The organism is Halobacillus sp. 12SKB (genome assembly GCF_052941655.1).
The window spans coordinates 1,846,711-1,863,209 of sequence record NZ_JBRFWR010000001.1 but is presented as its reverse complement, the minus strand read 5'-3'; the positions used below and the strand labels follow the sequence as shown (position 1 = coordinate 1,863,209).

Annotated in this window: 14 protein-coding genes; 5 read left to right on the top strand and 9 right to left on the bottom strand. The window is 43.7% G+C overall.

The features are described from left to right. Positions 1-168: 168 nt before the first annotated feature. From ACQ4XT_RS08940 to ACQ4XT_RS08900, 9 genes are all read right to left on the bottom strand, one after another. Positions 169-1,071: an AEC family transporter gene (locus ACQ4XT_RS08940; RefSeq protein WP_446853386.1), complete on the bottom strand. Its 903-nt coding sequence runs from the start codon at positions 1,069-1,071 to the stop codon at positions 169-171. Between the two features lie 57 nt (positions 1,072-1,128). Beyond that, positions 1,129-2,562: an aldehyde dehydrogenase family protein gene (locus ACQ4XT_RS08935; protein ID WP_446853385.1), complete on the bottom strand. Its 1,434-nt coding sequence runs from the start codon at positions 2,560-2,562 to the stop codon at positions 1,129-1,131. Between the two features lie 20 nt (positions 2,563-2,582). Next, positions 2,583-3,473 carry a class II fructose-bisphosphate aldolase gene (locus ACQ4XT_RS08930; RefSeq protein ID WP_446853384.1) on the bottom strand — a complete coding sequence of 297 codons (891 nt, stop codon included), beginning with the start codon at positions 3,471-3,473 and terminating at the stop codon, positions 2,583-2,585. Between the two features lie 15 nt (positions 3,474-3,488). Then, positions 3,489-4,220 carry a GntR family transcriptional regulator gene (locus ACQ4XT_RS08925; RefSeq protein WP_446853383.1) on the bottom strand — a complete coding sequence of 244 codons (732 nt, stop codon included), beginning with the start codon at positions 4,218-4,220 and terminating at the stop codon, positions 3,489-3,491. Further along, complete coding sequence (locus ACQ4XT_RS08920; RefSeq protein WP_446853382.1) at positions 4,210-5,376, bottom strand: diphosphate--fructose-6-phosphate 1-phosphotransferase; 1,167 nt, start codon at positions 5,374-5,376, stop codon at positions 4,210-4,212. Before ACQ4XT_RS08920 ends, ACQ4XT_RS08925 begins: the two co-directional genes overlap by 11 nt. A gap of 17 nt (positions 5,377-5,393) precedes the next feature. Next, the gene (sftI, locus tag ACQ4XT_RS08915; protein WP_446853381.1) at positions 5,394-6,737 is read right to left on the bottom strand and encodes a sulfoquinovose isomerase; all 1,344 of its coding nucleotides are present in this window, start codon (positions 6,735-6,737) and stop codon (positions 5,394-5,396) included. 81 nt (positions 6,738-6,818) lie between these two features. After that, complete coding sequence (locus ACQ4XT_RS08910; protein ID WP_446853380.1) at positions 6,819-8,870, bottom strand: alpha-glucosidase; 2,052 nt, start codon at positions 8,868-8,870, stop codon at positions 6,819-6,821. A gap of 21 nt (positions 8,871-8,891) precedes the next feature. Continuing rightward, on the bottom strand, positions 8,892-10,649 hold the full coding sequence (locus ACQ4XT_RS08905; protein WP_446853379.1) for a solute:sodium symporter family transporter: 1,758 nt from the start codon (positions 10,647-10,649) through the stop codon (positions 8,892-8,894). Beyond that, entirely contained in the window at positions 10,646-11,155 is a 510-nt protein-coding gene (locus ACQ4XT_RS08900; RefSeq protein ID WP_446853378.1) for a DUF4867 family protein, read from the bottom strand. Before ACQ4XT_RS08900 ends, ACQ4XT_RS08905 begins: the two co-directional genes overlap by 4 nt. A 512-nt stretch (positions 11,156-11,667) precedes the next feature. Between ACQ4XT_RS08900 and ACQ4XT_RS08895 the strand changes: the two genes are divergently transcribed. The 5 genes from ACQ4XT_RS08895 (at position 11,668) to ACQ4XT_RS08875 (ending at position 16,488) form a co-directional block, all read left to right on the top strand. Further along, positions 11,668-12,903, top strand: coding sequence for an ABC transporter substrate-binding protein (locus tag ACQ4XT_RS08895; protein WP_446855633.1), 1,236 nt, complete (start codon positions 11,668-11,670; stop codon positions 12,901-12,903). 79 nt (positions 12,904-12,982) lie between these two features. Continuing rightward, positions 12,983-13,852 (top strand): carbohydrate ABC transporter permease, encoded by an 870-nt coding sequence (locus tag ACQ4XT_RS08890; RefSeq protein ID WP_446853377.1) that lies wholly within the window; start codon positions 12,983-12,985, stop codon positions 13,850-13,852. Between the two features lie 18 nt (positions 13,853-13,870). Then, positions 13,871-14,683, top strand: coding sequence for a carbohydrate ABC transporter permease (locus tag ACQ4XT_RS08885; RefSeq protein ID WP_146817133.1), 813 nt, complete (start codon positions 13,871-13,873; stop codon positions 14,681-14,683). Positions 14,684-14,695: 12 nt separating this feature from the next. Next, positions 14,696-15,700, top strand: a complete 1,005-nt coding sequence (locus ACQ4XT_RS08880) for a Gfo/Idh/MocA family protein (RefSeq protein WP_446853376.1) — start codon at positions 14,696-14,698, stop codon at positions 15,698-15,700. Continuing rightward, complete coding sequence (locus ACQ4XT_RS08875; protein ID WP_446853375.1) at positions 15,697-16,488, top strand: amidohydrolase family protein; 792 nt, start codon at positions 15,697-15,699, stop codon at positions 16,486-16,488. Before ACQ4XT_RS08880 ends, ACQ4XT_RS08875 begins: the two co-directional genes overlap by 4 nt. The last annotated feature ends 11 nt before the right edge of the window (positions 16,489-16,499 follow it).

Genomic DNA, 16,499 nt, shown 5'->3' with positions numbered 1-16,499 from the left:
TCGCCCATAATAGACCTTTGAAAAAGTCCCCCTCATATTGCTCCATACCATCACCTCTTTAGAAACAGTATGGACAACACCAATTGAATTCTTACCTTAAAACTTTCTACAAAAACCGATCCGGATTGAAGAAAAAAGACACCTCAGCTCAAGGCGTCTTTCTAAGCATTACGTGGCTAAAAAAATCACAATAGGGATAGTAACCAGACTGAGTACCGTCGTTGCTAGAGTCGCACTCGTAACGGTTTGGGGTTCGGTTTGAAACTGGATGGCATACATCGTCGTATTTGCAGCTGTAGGAGTGGCCGCCATGATGATCATTATCTGCTTCATCAACGGGTCGACAGGCATTCCCCAAACGATAGCGGCTGCGATGGCTGGGGCAGCTATCAGTTTGATCATTAAGGCGATGGATACTTTTTTATATTCGAAGCCTTTGACCTTGATGTTCGCGAGTTGCATGCCAAGAGTGAGCATGATTAAAGGAATTGCAGCACTTGCAATTAAATCTACGCCTCCTTTAAGCTCTCCAATAGAGATGCCGAACGTTTGGAAAAGGAACCCGGCTATAGCCCCGTAAACCATCGGCATTCGACGAACGGAACGAAGGGCAGCTTTCATTCCATCTCCCTTGTCTCCTCCTCCTTTAGCCGCATAGTAAACGCCTAAGGTACTCATCAGCAGCTGTTGTAAGACCATAAGAACAATCGCGGTTTCCATTCCTGCCGTTCCGAATAAGAACAAAACGAGTGGTGTGCCGTAGTTTCCGTTATTGGTGAAGGCACAGGACAAGACCATCCCGCATCTTTCCTTTTCGGTATAATTCTGCACCTTGGAAAGGATCGAAACGATGCCAATGATAATGATGCAGAGCCCCAGCATGTAGATCGAAATATAAACATAGGAAAAGGTGATCTTTTCCTCGTAAAACGTCTGGAAGACAAGGAACGGCACGAGAATATAGAGAGCTAGTTTTGAAAACGTAGAGGTATCGAATTGAAAGATCTTCTGAGCTCCATAACCAATACCAAACACTAAGAAAATTGGCAGTAAAATCGTGATAAACTCCATATGCTTTCTCCTATAAGTTAAATTAAGAAAAGGGAGCCGTATGGACTCCCTTCCTAGTTACAAGTTGAATACAACAATTTTCTCTTCTGTCATTTCCTCAATCGCATAGCGTGGACCTTCTTTTCCTGTTCCACTCTTCTTCACGCCGCCATATGGCATGTGGTCGACTCTATAGCCGGAAGTATCGTTGACAATCAAGCCGCCAACGTGAATCTGATCCATGGCTTTCATAGCAAAAGCCAAGCTGTTTGTGAACAACCCTGCCTGAAGTCCATACTCAGAGTCATTGACGTAAGAGATGACTTCATCTTCATCAGCATAGGAATCAACCGCTACGACAGGTCCGAATACTTCCTGCTTGCAAACTTTCATTTCTGCGTTCACGTTTGTAAGAACAGTAGGTTGGTAGAAAACACCGTCACGCTTTCCTCCCGTTTCAACAACAGCACCTTCAGCCACCGCTTCGTTGACCCATTCTTCAACTCGTACCGCTTCTTCTTCTGCAATCATTGGACCCATTTGTGTGGAAGGATCCATCGGGTCTCCTAATTTTATTTGGGAGGTCGCTTCTCTTACTTTTTCAATGAACTGGTCATACACAGCATCGTGAACGTAGACGCGCTGGACGGAAATACATACCTGCCCTGCATTGTTAAAGCTTTTTTGTGCGACCAGTTGTGCCGCTTGTTCAACATCGGCATCTTTGTGAACGATCGTTGCGGAATTATTGCCTAGTTCCAAAGCAACATCACGTAAGCCTGCTTCTTTTCGAATCCGTTCTCCGACCTGCGGGCTTCCGGTAAATGTAAACATATTCACATCAGGATTGGATGTCAGCAGTGGTCCTACTTCATGACCTTCTCCAGTAAGTACATTCAGTCTCCCTTTTGGAAGTCCTGCTTCTTCAAACAGCTTCGTCAGTAACAAAGCAGTAAGCGGAGTCTGCTCTGCAGGTTTTAAAACAACACTGTTTCCAGCTGCAATCGCTGGGCCAACTTTGTGGCAGACAAGGTTCAACGGGACATTAAACGGCGTAATGGCCGCAACCACACCGACAGGATAACGTCTTGTGAAAGCTTTACGATTTTCAGATCCCGGAGCTGCTTCAACAGGAATTTCTTCTCCATGGATACGTTTTGCTTCCTCCGCTGAATTTTCCAGAGTTAAGGCAGAACGACCTACTTCCCCTCTTGCTTCATTGACCGGTTTTCCGACTTCCTTGGCAATGACCGCTGCAAATTCCTCGGTGTTGTCTCTCAGTAATTGAGCGACTTTCAGTAAAACTTGATAACGGTCATATAAAGAGAAAGGCACTTTTAAAGCTTCTTTGGCGCTTTCAACAGCTTCCTTGACGTCGGATTCATTGGTTACGGCTGTCTCACCGATTTTTTCTTGATTGTATTTGTTCAAGACAGGAACGGTGTCTTCTTTTGTGCGCCATTCGCCATTGATAAATAAACCGAAAGAATAGTCTGTTGCTACTTTATTCATTACAACAACCTCCTTATATATTATAACGTTACGACCTTTTGTTCACTGCTAAATGCTTCCGCACGTCCAGCACTTCCAAAGACATCAATCTTCTCTTTCACTTTTTCCTTCATTCGCTCACGACCTGCACCTAAAGAATTAGCTAAAACAATGTCTGCTGGATTTGAAGCCAAATAATCCTGCAGTCCTTGCGTATAGGCCTGGCGAAGTTCCGTGTCTACATTGATTTTGGAGATCCCCAGCTTAATAGCTTCCTGCACTTGTTGATCCGGCACATCTGAACCGCCATGCAGAACGATTGGTCGAGCCACAGCTTCAGATATTTCTTTCAACCTTTCGAATCGCAGGTTTGGTGTCTGTTTGTAAATGCCATGGGCTGTTCCAATGGATACTGCTAAATAATCGACATCCGTTTCATTCACAAAGTCGACCGCTTCCTCAGTTGTCGTGATCAACGCATCTTTTTCATCTACCGTTATATCATCTTCGGTTCCACCAATTTTACCGATTTCCCCTTCACTGCCGATGCCAAGCGCCCGGGCAGCATTAACCACCTGTTTCGTAATTCTGGTATTCTCTTCAAATGACAATCCCGAACCATCGAACATCACCGATTGAAAACCGGACTGAATGGCTGCCATTGTCTGCTCATACTGACGGCTGTGGTCGAGGTGGATACATACAGGAACAGTGAACTCTTTCGCAAAAGAATCGACCATATCTTTCATCGGCTGCAAGCCCAGGGTTTGTATCACTTTCTGGCCAATCTGAATCATCACAGGGGCTTGCTTTTCTTCCGCAGCTTCTAATATAGCTAAAATGGTTTCCGCATTATGAGCACTAAAGGCTCCGACTCCGTACTTGTTCTCATAAGCATGGGTTAGCAATGTTTTTCCATCCACAAATGGCATAGAGGACCACTCCTTTTATCGTTTAAGTTCAAGACTATAATGGTATTGATCGTTACGATATTTCGTTTTCGTATATTCAATCGGCCGTTCATTGACACCGAAACTCAGCCTCGTCATTTCAAGAAGAGCTTCGCCTCCCCGTATACCGAGAGCATCTGCTTCATCAATGGTTGCATTGATGGCTGCTATCTTTTCGCTGGCTCTATTCAAATAAATGTTGTAGTTTTCAAGGATTTCGTAGTAACGCGCTTCATCTAAATTGTGCTTCATCAGGATTTCGCCGATCTCTTTCGGCCAGCATGTACGTTCAAGGGCTACAGGTATTTCATCCGCTAAACGAATCCGTTCAATTAACAAAATGGGTTCATCGTCTTTGACTTCGAGCATGGATTTTTCGTGGTGAAGGTTGGACTTGAACTCCGCCCGGATCAACTTGCTTCGGGGAATCTGCCCACGTTCCAGAACTTCTTCAGCGAACCCTTTCAATTGACTCAAATTTCCGCTCAATTTCCTAGGTTTCACGATTGTTCCGCGACCTTGTTTCTTTTCTACCAACCCTTCCTGCACGAGAATGGAAATGGCCTGACGGATCGTTGTGCGGCTGACGTCGAATTCCTTCATAAGTTCCTGTTCAGTCGGAATCAATTTATCTGCTTCCCATTGTCCATTATGAATACGATCAATGAATAATTCTTTCAATTGTAAGTATAGGGCTAAATCTTTATTGGGATTAACTTTAGTGTTCACTATATTCGACTCTCCTTTTCGAAAGCGGAGGGTATGAAGGCCGGTCACCTCCTAACAGTGGAGTCAACCATTGATAATAAGCCTTTAGATCTGTGATGAATTGAGCTGGTAACAGCCTTTCTCCCTCAGCAATCACATTTTCAAGTTTTACTGGTTTTATCTCCATTGTATAATAATTTGATGCTTTTCGCCCAACAGCGACCATGACTGCATCATACCCTTCAAGCACCCATCGCCCACCTTCTCTGCCAACTTGATAAGCTTCATAGGTATCGATGGGGGATAAAGACGACGTATCTGCCCGTTGATTCATCCCCAACAGTTCTGCCCTAGTATTCACATGTAACTCTTCACTGATAAATTCACTGATTTCTTTGGAAATACCTCCGAGAATGGAGCGTCCGCCTACATGATTGAGTTCAATTTGAGATCCTCGTTCCCACTGAACCCCTTCACTGACCACGACAATGGCGTAACCATAGGAACTCAATGCTTCTTTGACTGTTGTTAACAAGGTATCCTTATTCAACGGCTGTTCCGGAAGAGCAATATAATGGGGGCCCTCTTCCTCATACTCTCTAAAAGCCCCTGCAGCGGCAGCTAACCACCCTGCATTACGGCCCATCGTTTCCAGTACACGGACCTGCTCAAAATTCTTCATGGAATATAGATCACGGCTCAAATCTTTCGTCGTCTGCGCGATCGATCTCGCTGCACTTGCGAAACCAGGAGCATGGTCTGTGCCTCCTAAGTCATTATCCACCGTTTTCGGAAGTCCGAGTACCTGCAGAGTGTAACCCTGACGTTCGGCTTCTTTTTTCACTTTTAACAAAGCTTCCATCGTCCCATTCCCACCGATAAATACGAGGGTATCGATTTGGTGCTTCTTCAGGGAATGGACCGCTTGAGCAATCGCCTCATCGTTAAAAGGATAACGCCCGGATTGTAAGCACGCCCCCGGCACTGACTGATTCTCAAGAATCCAATCAATGACTTCCGAATCACCGTAAAGAAAGTTCTCTTCCACCAGACCTTGATAACCTCCTTCAACGAAGGTCAATTGACACTGTTCTTTTACACTTTCAACAAAACCAGCCAGGGTAGCGTTGATGACAGCTGTCGGTCCTCCTGCCTGCCCTACTGCGACATGTTTCATCAGGTGTCCTCCTTCAATCAATCTTTCGTATAGACGATAGTTTCAAGGTCCAGTTGACGCCCAAGTTCCAAAAGCTCTTCAACGACATCTTCGTAAACAAGAGCATAGTGAGGCTCAAAACCTTCTTCCATTAAACTGTACAGCGTGTCATTGATCTCCGTCTCAAGTTCTACTTCTACAGACGTCCCGTTGAATCGTTTCGGAGTATCCAATGCGTTTCCTCTCATGATAAGCAGACGATACCCATCTGGTGTATAGCTGACGCGGAACATCGTTACCTGCCCTGGCTTCAGACCAAATTCCATCGTAAATCCGAGTTTACGGTTAGGGTGCACGCCAGGCTGCGCTCCCTGGTCAGGGTGAGCAAGAGAGTAGGCACCTGCGCCGCAATGCCAGAAGACGACTGAATTACTCGCTTCATTCACATGAACCATATCTCCTAAGTAAGGCGCTTTTCCTCCACTCAGTTGCTGTAAAATAAACATGGAAACAGAACCATGGATATCCGATTCACAAGAAGAGACGATTCCGTCTTCGGTAAATTGGGATAGTGTTGAACAAGCGGCTGCGCCTAATTCATTGAAAAACTCCGGCCAGCAGCGGATGGCGAGCCCTGAAAGGTTTTCTTGATTAACGACAGACTCGACATATGTCGTGAACTGAGCAAAACGCTGAACGGTTTCATCATTTCTGTTCAAGCCGATCACTTGCTGTTGCGCCCGGTCAATCGCATGCTCCCATTCACCTTCTGATAGTTTCTTAGATTCTTCGAAAGCTTTCATCAAATCGACACTTTTAACCTCAACCCCCAGTTGCTTTTGAAGCATCTCTTCGTCCGTTCCTGAGAAAAAGAAGCCGGGAGGGTGTTCCCCGATGACGCCAATTTTGAATTGCTTTAAATCTTGAATCATCTGCTGAACTTTTAAATATTTTTTTAAACGCCCGCGAATTTGAGCTTCTTCCGGATTACCGAAAAGGAAGGAATAAGGATGCTTCGCACATTTCAACACGTGGCTGGTGCTGTTCCCACCCGTTAAGGAGTTTAAGCGCAAACGTCCGTTAATGCTCGGTTCACGGATGGACCACACCATGACAGGCGCTTCCACCTGCTTGATCAGTGTTTCTACAAATTCACCATCCGCGAACGTGACACTTTGATAAATGGAAACGCCGATGTCATCCTTGGCAATCGCTTTCAAAAAGTCGTTCAAGTCATCCGGTGAAGTAAGAATGCCTTCCGGTTCAATTACTTCAATGCCTAACTCGTTCAACATCTCCGAACTCTTTTTCCTTTGGATTTCGCCTGCTTCTAAATCAAATGTTTTTCTCCCAATCGGAAGATACAATACTTTCATGCTCATTGATCCGTCCCACCTTTTTCTCTATTTGAAAACATCATACCATACATACCTACCTTTAAACAAAGGTTATTACCTTTATTTTTATTCAGCAGGTGTATATTTTTCTCGAATCTTCTCGAAGAGGTCAGCATATCCGGATCCTTTTTTATAAAAAACAGGAGGCTGACCGATAGGAGCGGAAACTTCTACATGGCCTCCGTCAAATTCTTCACCGCTCCAGAGGTGAACCCATGTTTCATTCGGAAGATAAACATTCCACTGGCTGGCTGCTTCCTCGTAGACAGGTGCAACAAGCACATCGTCTCCCAACATGTATTGGTATTGAAGATCATACGTCTGTGCGTCATCTTCAAATTCCATAAACAACGGTCTTTGAACCGGAATCCCTTTTTCCGCATTTTCTTTCACAAGATCTTTCAAATAAGGAGCCAATGTCACATGGACATCTGTCATTCTTATAAATGCATTCATCGTGTCTTCATCATGATCATACTGGTGACTATCGGTCGGGCGGTTTCCTTCATGACTTCTCATTACCGGCGTGAAAGCAGCGAGTTCCACCCAGCGAAGCAGCAATTCTTTGGAACGCTTGTTTCCATGCAGACTCGTGTATCCACCGATATCGCTGTGGTGAAGCCCATTCCCGACAAGGCCCGCAGACAGTGCAGCAGGGATGACAGACGCGATCCCATCATCAAGATCCCAGTTGACGCTCTGATCCCCCGCCCACAACAAACGGCAGTACTTTTGGCTTCCTGTGTAGCCTGCACGCATGAAATAGACAATGTCATCTGTTTTACCAGCTTCATCAACAGCTTCAAAATTCACTTTTGCCCACAGCATCGGCCAGGCATTGTGCATAAGCATTGCCGGCTCACCATTGTGGAGCTTGGCATCGGTCGGCAAGTATTCTCCGAAATCAGCCATCCAGCCATCTAGACCGAAATCAATCATGTACTTTTGAATGACGCTCTTATACCATTCAAAGGCTGCCGGATTCGTAAGATCGACAATTCCGCAGTCAAACTCACCGAAGTCAACTAAATAAACGTCATCTTGTTGATTGAGGACAAAATAATGATTCGCCACAGCTTCTTTATACAATGCTCCATCTAAAATCAAATAAGGATTAATATAGCCTAAGAAACGAATGCCTTGTTCTTTCCATTCTTTCAATTTTTGGTCCAGTTCAGGATATTCGTTCTCATCCCACTGCCAGTTCCAGTTCAAACGGCGGCCAAAAGAGGTGACTCTTTTTCCCTGCCAATCCTGAGCCCAGACAGCCCCTACCTTCATGCCTTTATCACGTGCAGCATCGATTTTCTTTTGAACCTCATCCGTGCCGCCTTGCATTCCGAGCCAGATGCCATCATAAGTCCATTCGGGAAGCTCCGGCTGTCTTCCTAGATGATGAGTCAGTCGAGACACTAACTCTTTGATGCTTGCTCCCGTTTCAAACATCATTTGCGACGGGACTTCCCACACCTGGAGTTCATGATAATGATCTTTTCGAAAATCAAAGTCGGCATAAGCAGTCGTATCGACATGACAGAAATACTTCTTCGAAGACAGGAATGTCGGCTGAGGGTAATTGGTATGATAATAGTCGCCCCCCGCCTGATCATGAAGGTCTGCTAGAAAAGTGGTGTACGTCTTCTTGTTACGGCCAACCCCTGGCTCAGAGGTCCATAATGGGAAATGTTTGCCCCGCAAATTCAAATGAGACATCTGCTCCCCGCATCCGTACACCTTTTCTGTGGTATCAGCGGCGATACGGACCCAGAACCGATTGAAAGCCTTTCGATCTCCTGAAAAATCCAGTTTCAGATTTTGATTTTCATAGCTGAAGGCTACCGATAGAGTTTCTGAATCCATGGAAGTCCGTTTAAAGTCAACGCGGAAACCCTGTTCGCTTTCTTCCATCACTTCAAAACTCTTTAATCCGAATCGTTCCACGACATAATCTTCGATCTCATAATTGCCTCGGTACATCTCAATTTTTTCTTCTCCTTGACCGACAAATAAACACGGGGATGTCGGTGTATGCTCAAGGATCTTTCGTCCATCGAGCACAACTTCGAATGTAGTATCCTGGTATTGAATAGAAAGCCCTTGTTTTTGTTTCGTTTGCATGGGTGGAATCCTCCTTGAAAATTATAAGTTAGCCGCTTTTTTCATGTGCTTTTCTACGACACGGTCATATTTCTTTTCCCATTTCTTCATAGCAAAGACCAGTGCTACAGAAGTTAAACCAATCAACACACCAGAAGCGATCCAGAACCATTGAGAAACCACCGCGTCCGGATAAGCAAGTCCGATTGGAGAGAAGACGATGTAAGTAAATACAATCAAACTTAACAAAATAATCGATGTCGGAATCGCATACTTCCACGGGACCATGTCCACTTTAGGAGCATGCTTGAACGAATAAGGTTTAGACAGTGGGCGAATATATCCGACTGCCAACATAATACCGACTTCGATAACAAAAAGGATGGCAGAAATGTGGATGAAGTTCATCGTGATTTCAATGCCGAACATCTGGTTCAATCCCCATACAAGCATGTAGTACGTAATGACGTGAAAAATCACTGCAATCTTCGCGCCCAGCGGCGGAACAAATTTGGATGCAATTCCTACGAGTACGATGGCGATAATCGGAATGTTAAAGAATCCGGTAAACTTACGAATGATATCCCAGAGGCCGTCCGGTGCACTCATGAGCATCGGGGAGATAAAGAATGAAACGAGTGCCAAAATCGTACCGAAATATTTACTTACACGAATCAACTGTTCATCAGAAGCATCCGGTTTAAAACCAGGCTTGTACACATCTAAAGCAAACATCGTTGCCGCTGAGTTCAAAAGTGAGTTAAAGCTTGAGAAAACCGCACCTAACAATACAGCTAGAAACAATCCAGAGAAAATCGTAGGCATCAAATTGGTCACCATGGTTGGATAAGCCAAGTCGACCGTTTGGAAGCCTGATCCATATAAATGGAAAGCAATAACTCCTGGAATCATCATGAGAATAGGTACAACCAGCTTATAAAAACCGGAGAACAAGACCCCTTTTTGACCTTCCGCCAAGTTCTTTGCTCCCAGGGCACGCTGAATCACGTACTGGTTCGTTCCCCAATAGAACATATTCATGAAGATCATCCCGGTGAATATAGCGGAAAATGGAACAGAATCATCTTTTCCACCAATCGCATTCAACTTGTCTGCATTGTCAGTAGCCATCGTCTTGAACCCTTGAAAGAAGTTCCCGTCCCCTAGTACGAAAAGTCCGATCACAGGAATCATTAAACCAATCAACAGCAAACCAATTCCATTTAACGTATCAGATACTGCAACCGCTTTCAATCCGCCGAAAATCGCATAAATGGCACCGATAATACCAATCACCCAGATAACGAGCCAGACCGATGATTCGAAAGAAATACCTAAGAGACCTGGCACATCAAAGAGCTTCAGCACCGCTAGTGCGCCGGAATAAAGAACGGATGGTATGGTCACAAACGCATACCCGAGCATAAACAGGACCACTATGTAACGTCTGACACCATCATCAAATCGTGTACTTAAAAATTCAGGAAGAGTGGAAAATGCACCACCTAAGTATTTAGGAAGCAGGATCAATGCCATAATGATGACAGCAATTGGTGCTGTCACTTCCCAAGCCATGTTGGACAAGTTCGTGCGATAAGCCTGTCCATTTAGACCAATCAATTGTTCTGCAGATAAGTTCGTCAGCAGCAAACTACCAGCAATAAACCCACCTGTTAATCCACGACCGGCCAGAAAATACCCATCAGAATCATTGACCTGCCCTTTCGCCTTCCGGTAAGACACCCATCCGACCAATCCCATAAACAAGATACACGTGACCAGTGTATATAGAATACTCATGATTGACTTCCTCCTTCTTTATCGTTCAAATATTGTACAAATACATTGGGACCTTTAATTCCGACATGTGCGCCTTGAGAGACAAACCTTTGATGTTCCTCATGGGCAATCAGCCATTTATTTCTCATAAAAAGTAAGGAATCTTCCCCTTTTTCTTCATCCTTTAATGGAGTATTGGTACCTTCAGGTAAAATGACGATACATTTGAATCCTTCTCCGGTCACTTTGCAAGGAGCGAGGTGAAGGGTCGTTTGGAACATTTCGATCGCATACCCTTTCGGAATATAAAACGCTTTCAAATGTTCTGTAGAAAAAGCATCTTCCTCCACATCATTCAAGTGCCCTAAAAGTAAGACCATATCAGTCGCAGCTACATTGATTTCGCTGCCCTTATGATATTCCAGTCCACCTAGATTGGAATTGTTCCCATTACAGTAACCGATTTGAATGTTCATGCCCCCGTAGTACCTTTTTTCAATGGTACTTTTCAAATCCTTTAACTCCAAAGCAGGTTCTGAAGGAACATAAACATTCCCATTTTCCGGAACCGGAATATTTCCATCAAATGAATGAGCTTTTCATCAGGAAAAGTATCAATTATTCGGCCAAAATTCTTAAAGGAACTTTCCTCCACGTGTCGAATATTTAGAGAAACATTCATCTTTTGCAATTGGTCCAGCATATCATCCCTCCACATTAAAGATATCTACCTTTCATAAAACGTAGGTATCTTTGTTGTTATTCATTGTACTGGAAGCGCATTCAATCTGGCAAGAGGAAATTTTAATTACCTTCCACTAAACCGCATGAAACAGCGATTTAAACATATTTATATCGAATACAAAATTTTTAATTTTCTAAAAAGTGTTGAAATATTTGGGACCCGTCCATATAATATTAGACAATGAAAGCGTTATCAAGAGAGGAGGCATGGAACTAAAGGTTGTAACGTTATTAATTAAGGTAGCAACGTTAGTATGTAAAATAAAAGGGGGACGAATTAGTGAATGTTAAGCATATGATGCTTGCCGTTTTTATTTTAATGACAATGGTTCTAGGCGCTTGTTCATCGGAGAGCTCTGGTGAATCTGATAATGCTGATGGAAGTAAAACGATCAGTTTCATTCATTGGCGTGGGGAAGATAAAGAGGTTTTCGATCAGCTCATTAAAAAGTTTGAAAAGGAAAATGAAGGAATTAAAGTGGATATGACCATTTATCCATCCGAACAATATCAATCCACAGCACAGACACTCATTCGAGATGGAGAAGTCGGCGATGTATTCACATCCTTTCCAGGTTCTCAATTCGAAATTATGGATAAAGCAGGATTGATGACGGATTTATCTGGAGAAGAATTACTCTCCAACTTTAATGAGAGTTTACTTGAAGCTGGTCAGAAAGACGGGAAACAGTGGGCCGTTCCTTATCAGTTGGTGTTCAACCAGCCCGTCTACAACAAAGGGATATTCGAGGAGTTGGGAATTGAAATCCCTCAGAGTTGGGAAGAGTTTTTAGCTATGAATGAAACGTTGAAGGAAAATGGGTACGCCCCAATGGCCTTCCCTGGTGCAGACATTGGTCCAGGACAATTAATGAACAGTATGATGATGAATAATGCAACAGATGAAGATATCTTTACACAATTGGAAAATGGAGAAACAAAATTGACGGACGAGTGGTGGGTCAAAACACTAAGTCAATTCAAGGAACTAGCCGACAGAGGGTATTTCCAGGATGATTCCCTTGGAACAAAACACGACGGTGCGATTGCACTAATGGCTCAAGAAAAAGCAGCGATGCTCGGAAGTGGTTCGTATGCCATGGCTAGTATCAAAGAACAGAATCCAGACATGGAGCTTGGACTACTGGCACCGATCACCGTTCCTGCAGATGAAGCCGTCTATGAAGGGGTTCACACCACGACATTCATGATGGCTGTCAATAAGAACTCGGACACAAAAGATGAAGCGAAGAAATTCATTGAGTTTTTAAGCCAACCTGAGAATGCCAGTACTTATGCAAATGAAACGGGTCAGCACCTCACCGTCAGCGATGTGAATTATGAGTCTGAAGTGTTGAAAAACACAGCCGATTGGATGGACAAAGAGACACGCTTCCAGCCTCGCTACTTAATCAATAGTGCAGACATTGAAAAAGCGGTCATTGCTTCCATTCAATCCGTTATCGGAGGCACATCTCCAGAAGAAGCCGCAGCTGAAGCACAAAAAGTGGTCGACCAATTTGTAGAATAACCATGATTCCTTATAGGGGAAGAAAGCCGTTCATGATAACAGACGCTTTCTTCTTCTATTTATGACTAAGGAGGCACTTATGAAAGCTGGAAAATCCATTTACCTATTTGTCGTTCCAGGATTGATCCTGTACTTGATCTTTTTTATTTACCCTACATTAAGTGCTCTTTTCTATTCCTTCACGAACTGGGATGGATTATCTGCAGAGTACGATTTTGTCGGAATCAGCAACTACGTTGAAATTTTCACGGCTGATGCGATCTTCCGTAAATCTTTAGTGAATAATATTGAGTTCATGCTGTTTGTCGTAATCTTTCAAACCTTGTTCTCTTTAGTTTTCGCCCTGTTTTTAACGAAGAACTCTAAACGCAGTGTATTTTTAAGGGCGCTTTACTTTTTTCCAACGATTTTGTCTTCCGTATCCGTTGCTTTTATTTGGTCCTATATGTATGACCCGAACCTCGGACTGATCAACACCGTCATGCAGGCGATCAACCTGGATTCACTTGCTTTGAATTGGATTGGAAATGAAGATATCGCCATTTACTCCATTTCCGCAGTTCAAGTCTGGTTCCATACAGGGCAGATGCTGATTATTTTCGTCGCCGGCCTGCAGGGGATTCCGAAAGATTTATATGAGGTCGCCAAAATGGAAGGAGCAAACAAATGGCAGACGTTCAAAAAAGTCACCTGGCCACTTGTTGCACCTGCGGCTACGATTGTTGTCGCTTATACAACGATTCAATCGTTTAAGGCTTTCGATTTGATCTTTGCCATGACCAGAGGTGGCCCGAACTACTCTACAGAAATCCTGGCAACGCTTATTTACAATACAGCTTTTCGGAGCTACCGCTTCGGATATGCATCAGCTGAATCTGTCATTTTCATGATTGTCATTGCGATAATCACCATTGTTCAAATGAGAGTCTTAAGATCAAGAGCCACGTAAAAAGGAGGGAAAGAATCTATGGATCGATTAGGAAAAAGAGTGCTGCTGTTCATTTATGCAGCCATCATCATCATTCCCATGTTGACCGTCTTCTTTTCTACATTTAAAACAACATCACAAATGTATGAAAATCCCATAGGCCTGCCTGAATCATTCAACTTCTCCAATTATGTACAAATCTTCAATGAGACAGCTATGGCTACATATTTCAAAAACAGCGTCATCGTTACCCTTGTATCCGTAACGTTCACATTGTTTTTTGCAAGTTTAATTGCCTATGCCATTACGAGAATGAACAAATGGATGGGCGGTTTACTTTTCGGATTGTTCACCCTCGGAATGATGGTGCCGGCACAGGTAAATATGATTCCACTTTACTCATTGATCTACCGGTTGGATTTAACCAATACGCTTAGTGGATTGATGATTGTCAATATATCTGTAACTTTACCAGTGGCAGTCTTCATTTTGACAGGATTTATGAAGACCATTCCGAAAGAATTATTTGAAGCTTGTACCATTGATGGAGCGAACAATTGGCAGGTGTACCGCAGAATTGCCCTGCCTTTATCGTTGCCTTCATTATCTGCAACAGCCATCTTTCTTTTTGTCATGCATTGGAATGACTTGTTGTATCCTTTACTGTTCATTACGAAAGACGAATACAAAACCCTGCCTCTCGCTCTATTAGAATTCCAAGGACAGTATATGACGAACTTCCCGATGTTGTTTACTGGTGTCATGATTGCTTCAGCACCCATGATTATTGCTTACGTGTTCCTGCAAAGATACTTCATAGCTGGAATGACAGCTGGATCAGTAAAAGGATAAGGAGCTGTTGAGATGACCATTTCAATTGGGTTGATTGGTGCTGGGAATCGTTCAAAATCCTTACTTAAAGCAATGAAACATACCAACGAATTTTCAGTCGCTGGTTATGTAGATAAAGAACCAAAAGCATTTGTTGAACACCACTTCCCTGGGGCCCATTTTTATCAAAAGGAAGAAGAACTGTATAGGAATGAAACGATAGATGCTGTCGTCATTGCTACACCCAATGACCTTCATGAAAAAAACATGAACAAAGCGATGGAAAACCAGGTGGCTATCTTTACAGAAAAGCCCTTGGTTACGGAACATGATCCATTCATAGATCTTTATAAAAAGATAGAAACTTACGAAAAAACTTTTGTGATCGGTACAGAACTGAGACACGACCCTGGTTTCATTCGGTTAAAAAAACACTTGGATACAACACCCCTTCTATCCGTTTGGTGCCATGAGTTCAGACCTCCCTTTCGTGAAGGGAGTGAGAGATGGCGACTGGAGAGAAGCCGGACCGGAGGGACATTCTTAGAAAAAAACATCCACCATTTTGATCTTATGGTCAATCTTATAAAGTCCCCTCCTCGTGCTGTATTCGCGAAAGGAGACCACCCTGGAGAGATGATAGAAAACGGATGGGTCATTGTAGAATTCGAGAACGGAACCTTTGGAAACTTAGGGGTTTCTCTATCCTATGAGCAACACCATCTGGAAGTCGGCGTTCTTCAAAAAGAAAATACGTTTATATACAATCCCAACGAGCAAAAACTGATCTCAGAGAACACGGAAAACGCTTCCCTCTTTCACCTTGGTGGAATTAAACAGACAGGTTTTGATCATCCAGGTGAAGTTGAACAGATGAAAGAATTCGCGCGTCTGATCAAATCAGAAAAGACGATGGACGGAGGTCTGGAGGAAGCTTATTGGAGTCATAAAATTGCCTTTGCCGCGGAGGAATCGGTCCGAACCGGAAAGGAAATTCTGTTAGATCCACTCACTTCTTTTAAAGGAGGAAAAGTATGAGCGTCATTGATATGCACCACCACATCCTCAACGTCCCAAACTATACGGAGAATTTAATAAAGCACATGGACCGAATCGGTATTGACCGTGTCTGCTTAAGCGGTCTCGGTCTCCCTTCAGATAATTGGCTTGGAGATCTTTCTCCTACAAATGAAGATGTCAGAAAAGCGATGAAAGACTATCCAGATCTAGTAATAGGATTCGGAGTGATCCGTTTGGGGGAGTCGACCGTAGAAGACGTGGAACGCTTATATGCCGAGGGCTTTAGAGGAATTAAAACGACCCGCCCGCTGCACAATTATGATGACCCCCGCTATGATCCTATCTATGCAAAGATCGAAGAACTTGGCATGCCGGTCCTTTTCCATACAGGCTTCATTCTGCAAACGAAAGTGGATCAGCGCGATGATGTATCATCGGCCCGCATGCGTCCGGTCATGTTAGACAGGGTAGCGCGCTCTTTTCCCAACCTGACCATGTTTATCGCTCACTTGGGAATGCCGTGGCACGAAGAGGCCGCTATGATGGCTCGCTTCCACCCCAATGCTTATGTCGATTTGTCAGGGTCACCAATGGGGTGGCGAAACCGAAAATCTCCTTCCTTCTTTCAGGATCTATTCTACTGGGAAGGAGCTTTTAATAAACTCGTCTTCGGTTCTGATGTCCACTACGATGACTTGGAAGCTTCTTACAACGACCATAAAAAACTATTTCAGATGCTTAATCTCGATGAAACCACTCAGAAACGCATTTTTTCGGAAAATGTGAACACCATTCTTGATTTATGATTGGAGGGAAA

Excerpts from the sequence above, each read along its gene's own strand:
- ACQ4XT_RS08885 (WP_146817133.1), top strand. The coding sequence starts at position 13,871 with ATGGATCGATTAGGAAAAAGAGTGCTGCTGTTCATTTATGCAGCCATC.
- ACQ4XT_RS08905 (WP_446853379.1), bottom strand. The coding sequence starts at position 10,649 with ATGAGTATTCTATATACACTGGTCACGTGTATCTTGTTTATGGGATTG.
- ACQ4XT_RS08920 (WP_446853382.1), bottom strand. The coding sequence starts at position 5,376 with ATGAAACATGTCGCAGTAGGGCAGGCAGGAGGACCGACAGCTGTCATC.
- ACQ4XT_RS08910 (WP_446853380.1), bottom strand. The coding sequence starts at position 8,870 with ATGCAAACGAAACAAAAACAAGGGCTTTCTATTCAATACCAGGATACT.
- ACQ4XT_RS08875 (WP_446853375.1), top strand. The coding sequence starts at position 15,697 with ATGAGCGTCATTGATATGCACCACCACATCCTCAACGTCCCAAACTAT.
- ACQ4XT_RS08935 (WP_446853385.1), bottom strand. The coding sequence starts at position 2,562 with ATGAATAAAGTAGCAACAGACTATTCTTTCGGTTTATTTATCAATGGC.
- ACQ4XT_RS08880 (WP_446853376.1), top strand. The coding sequence starts at position 14,696 with ATGACCATTTCAATTGGGTTGATTGGTGCTGGGAATCGTTCAAAATCC.
- ACQ4XT_RS08895 (WP_446855633.1), top strand. The coding sequence starts at position 11,668 with ATGATGCTTGCCGTTTTTATTTTAATGACAATGGTTCTAGGCGCTTGT.
- ACQ4XT_RS08940 (WP_446853386.1), bottom strand. The coding sequence starts at position 1,071 with ATGGAGTTTATCACGATTTTACTGCCAATTTTCTTAGTGTTTGGTATT.
- ACQ4XT_RS08890 (WP_446853377.1), top strand. The coding sequence starts at position 12,983 with ATGAAAGCTGGAAAATCCATTTACCTATTTGTCGTTCCAGGATTGATC.
- sftI (WP_446853381.1), bottom strand. The coding sequence starts at position 6,737 with ATGAGCATGAAAGTATTGTATCTTCCGATTGGGAGAAAAACATTTGAT.
- ACQ4XT_RS08930 (WP_446853384.1), bottom strand. The coding sequence starts at position 3,473 with ATGCCATTTGTGGATGGAAAAACATTGCTAACCCATGCTTATGAGAAC.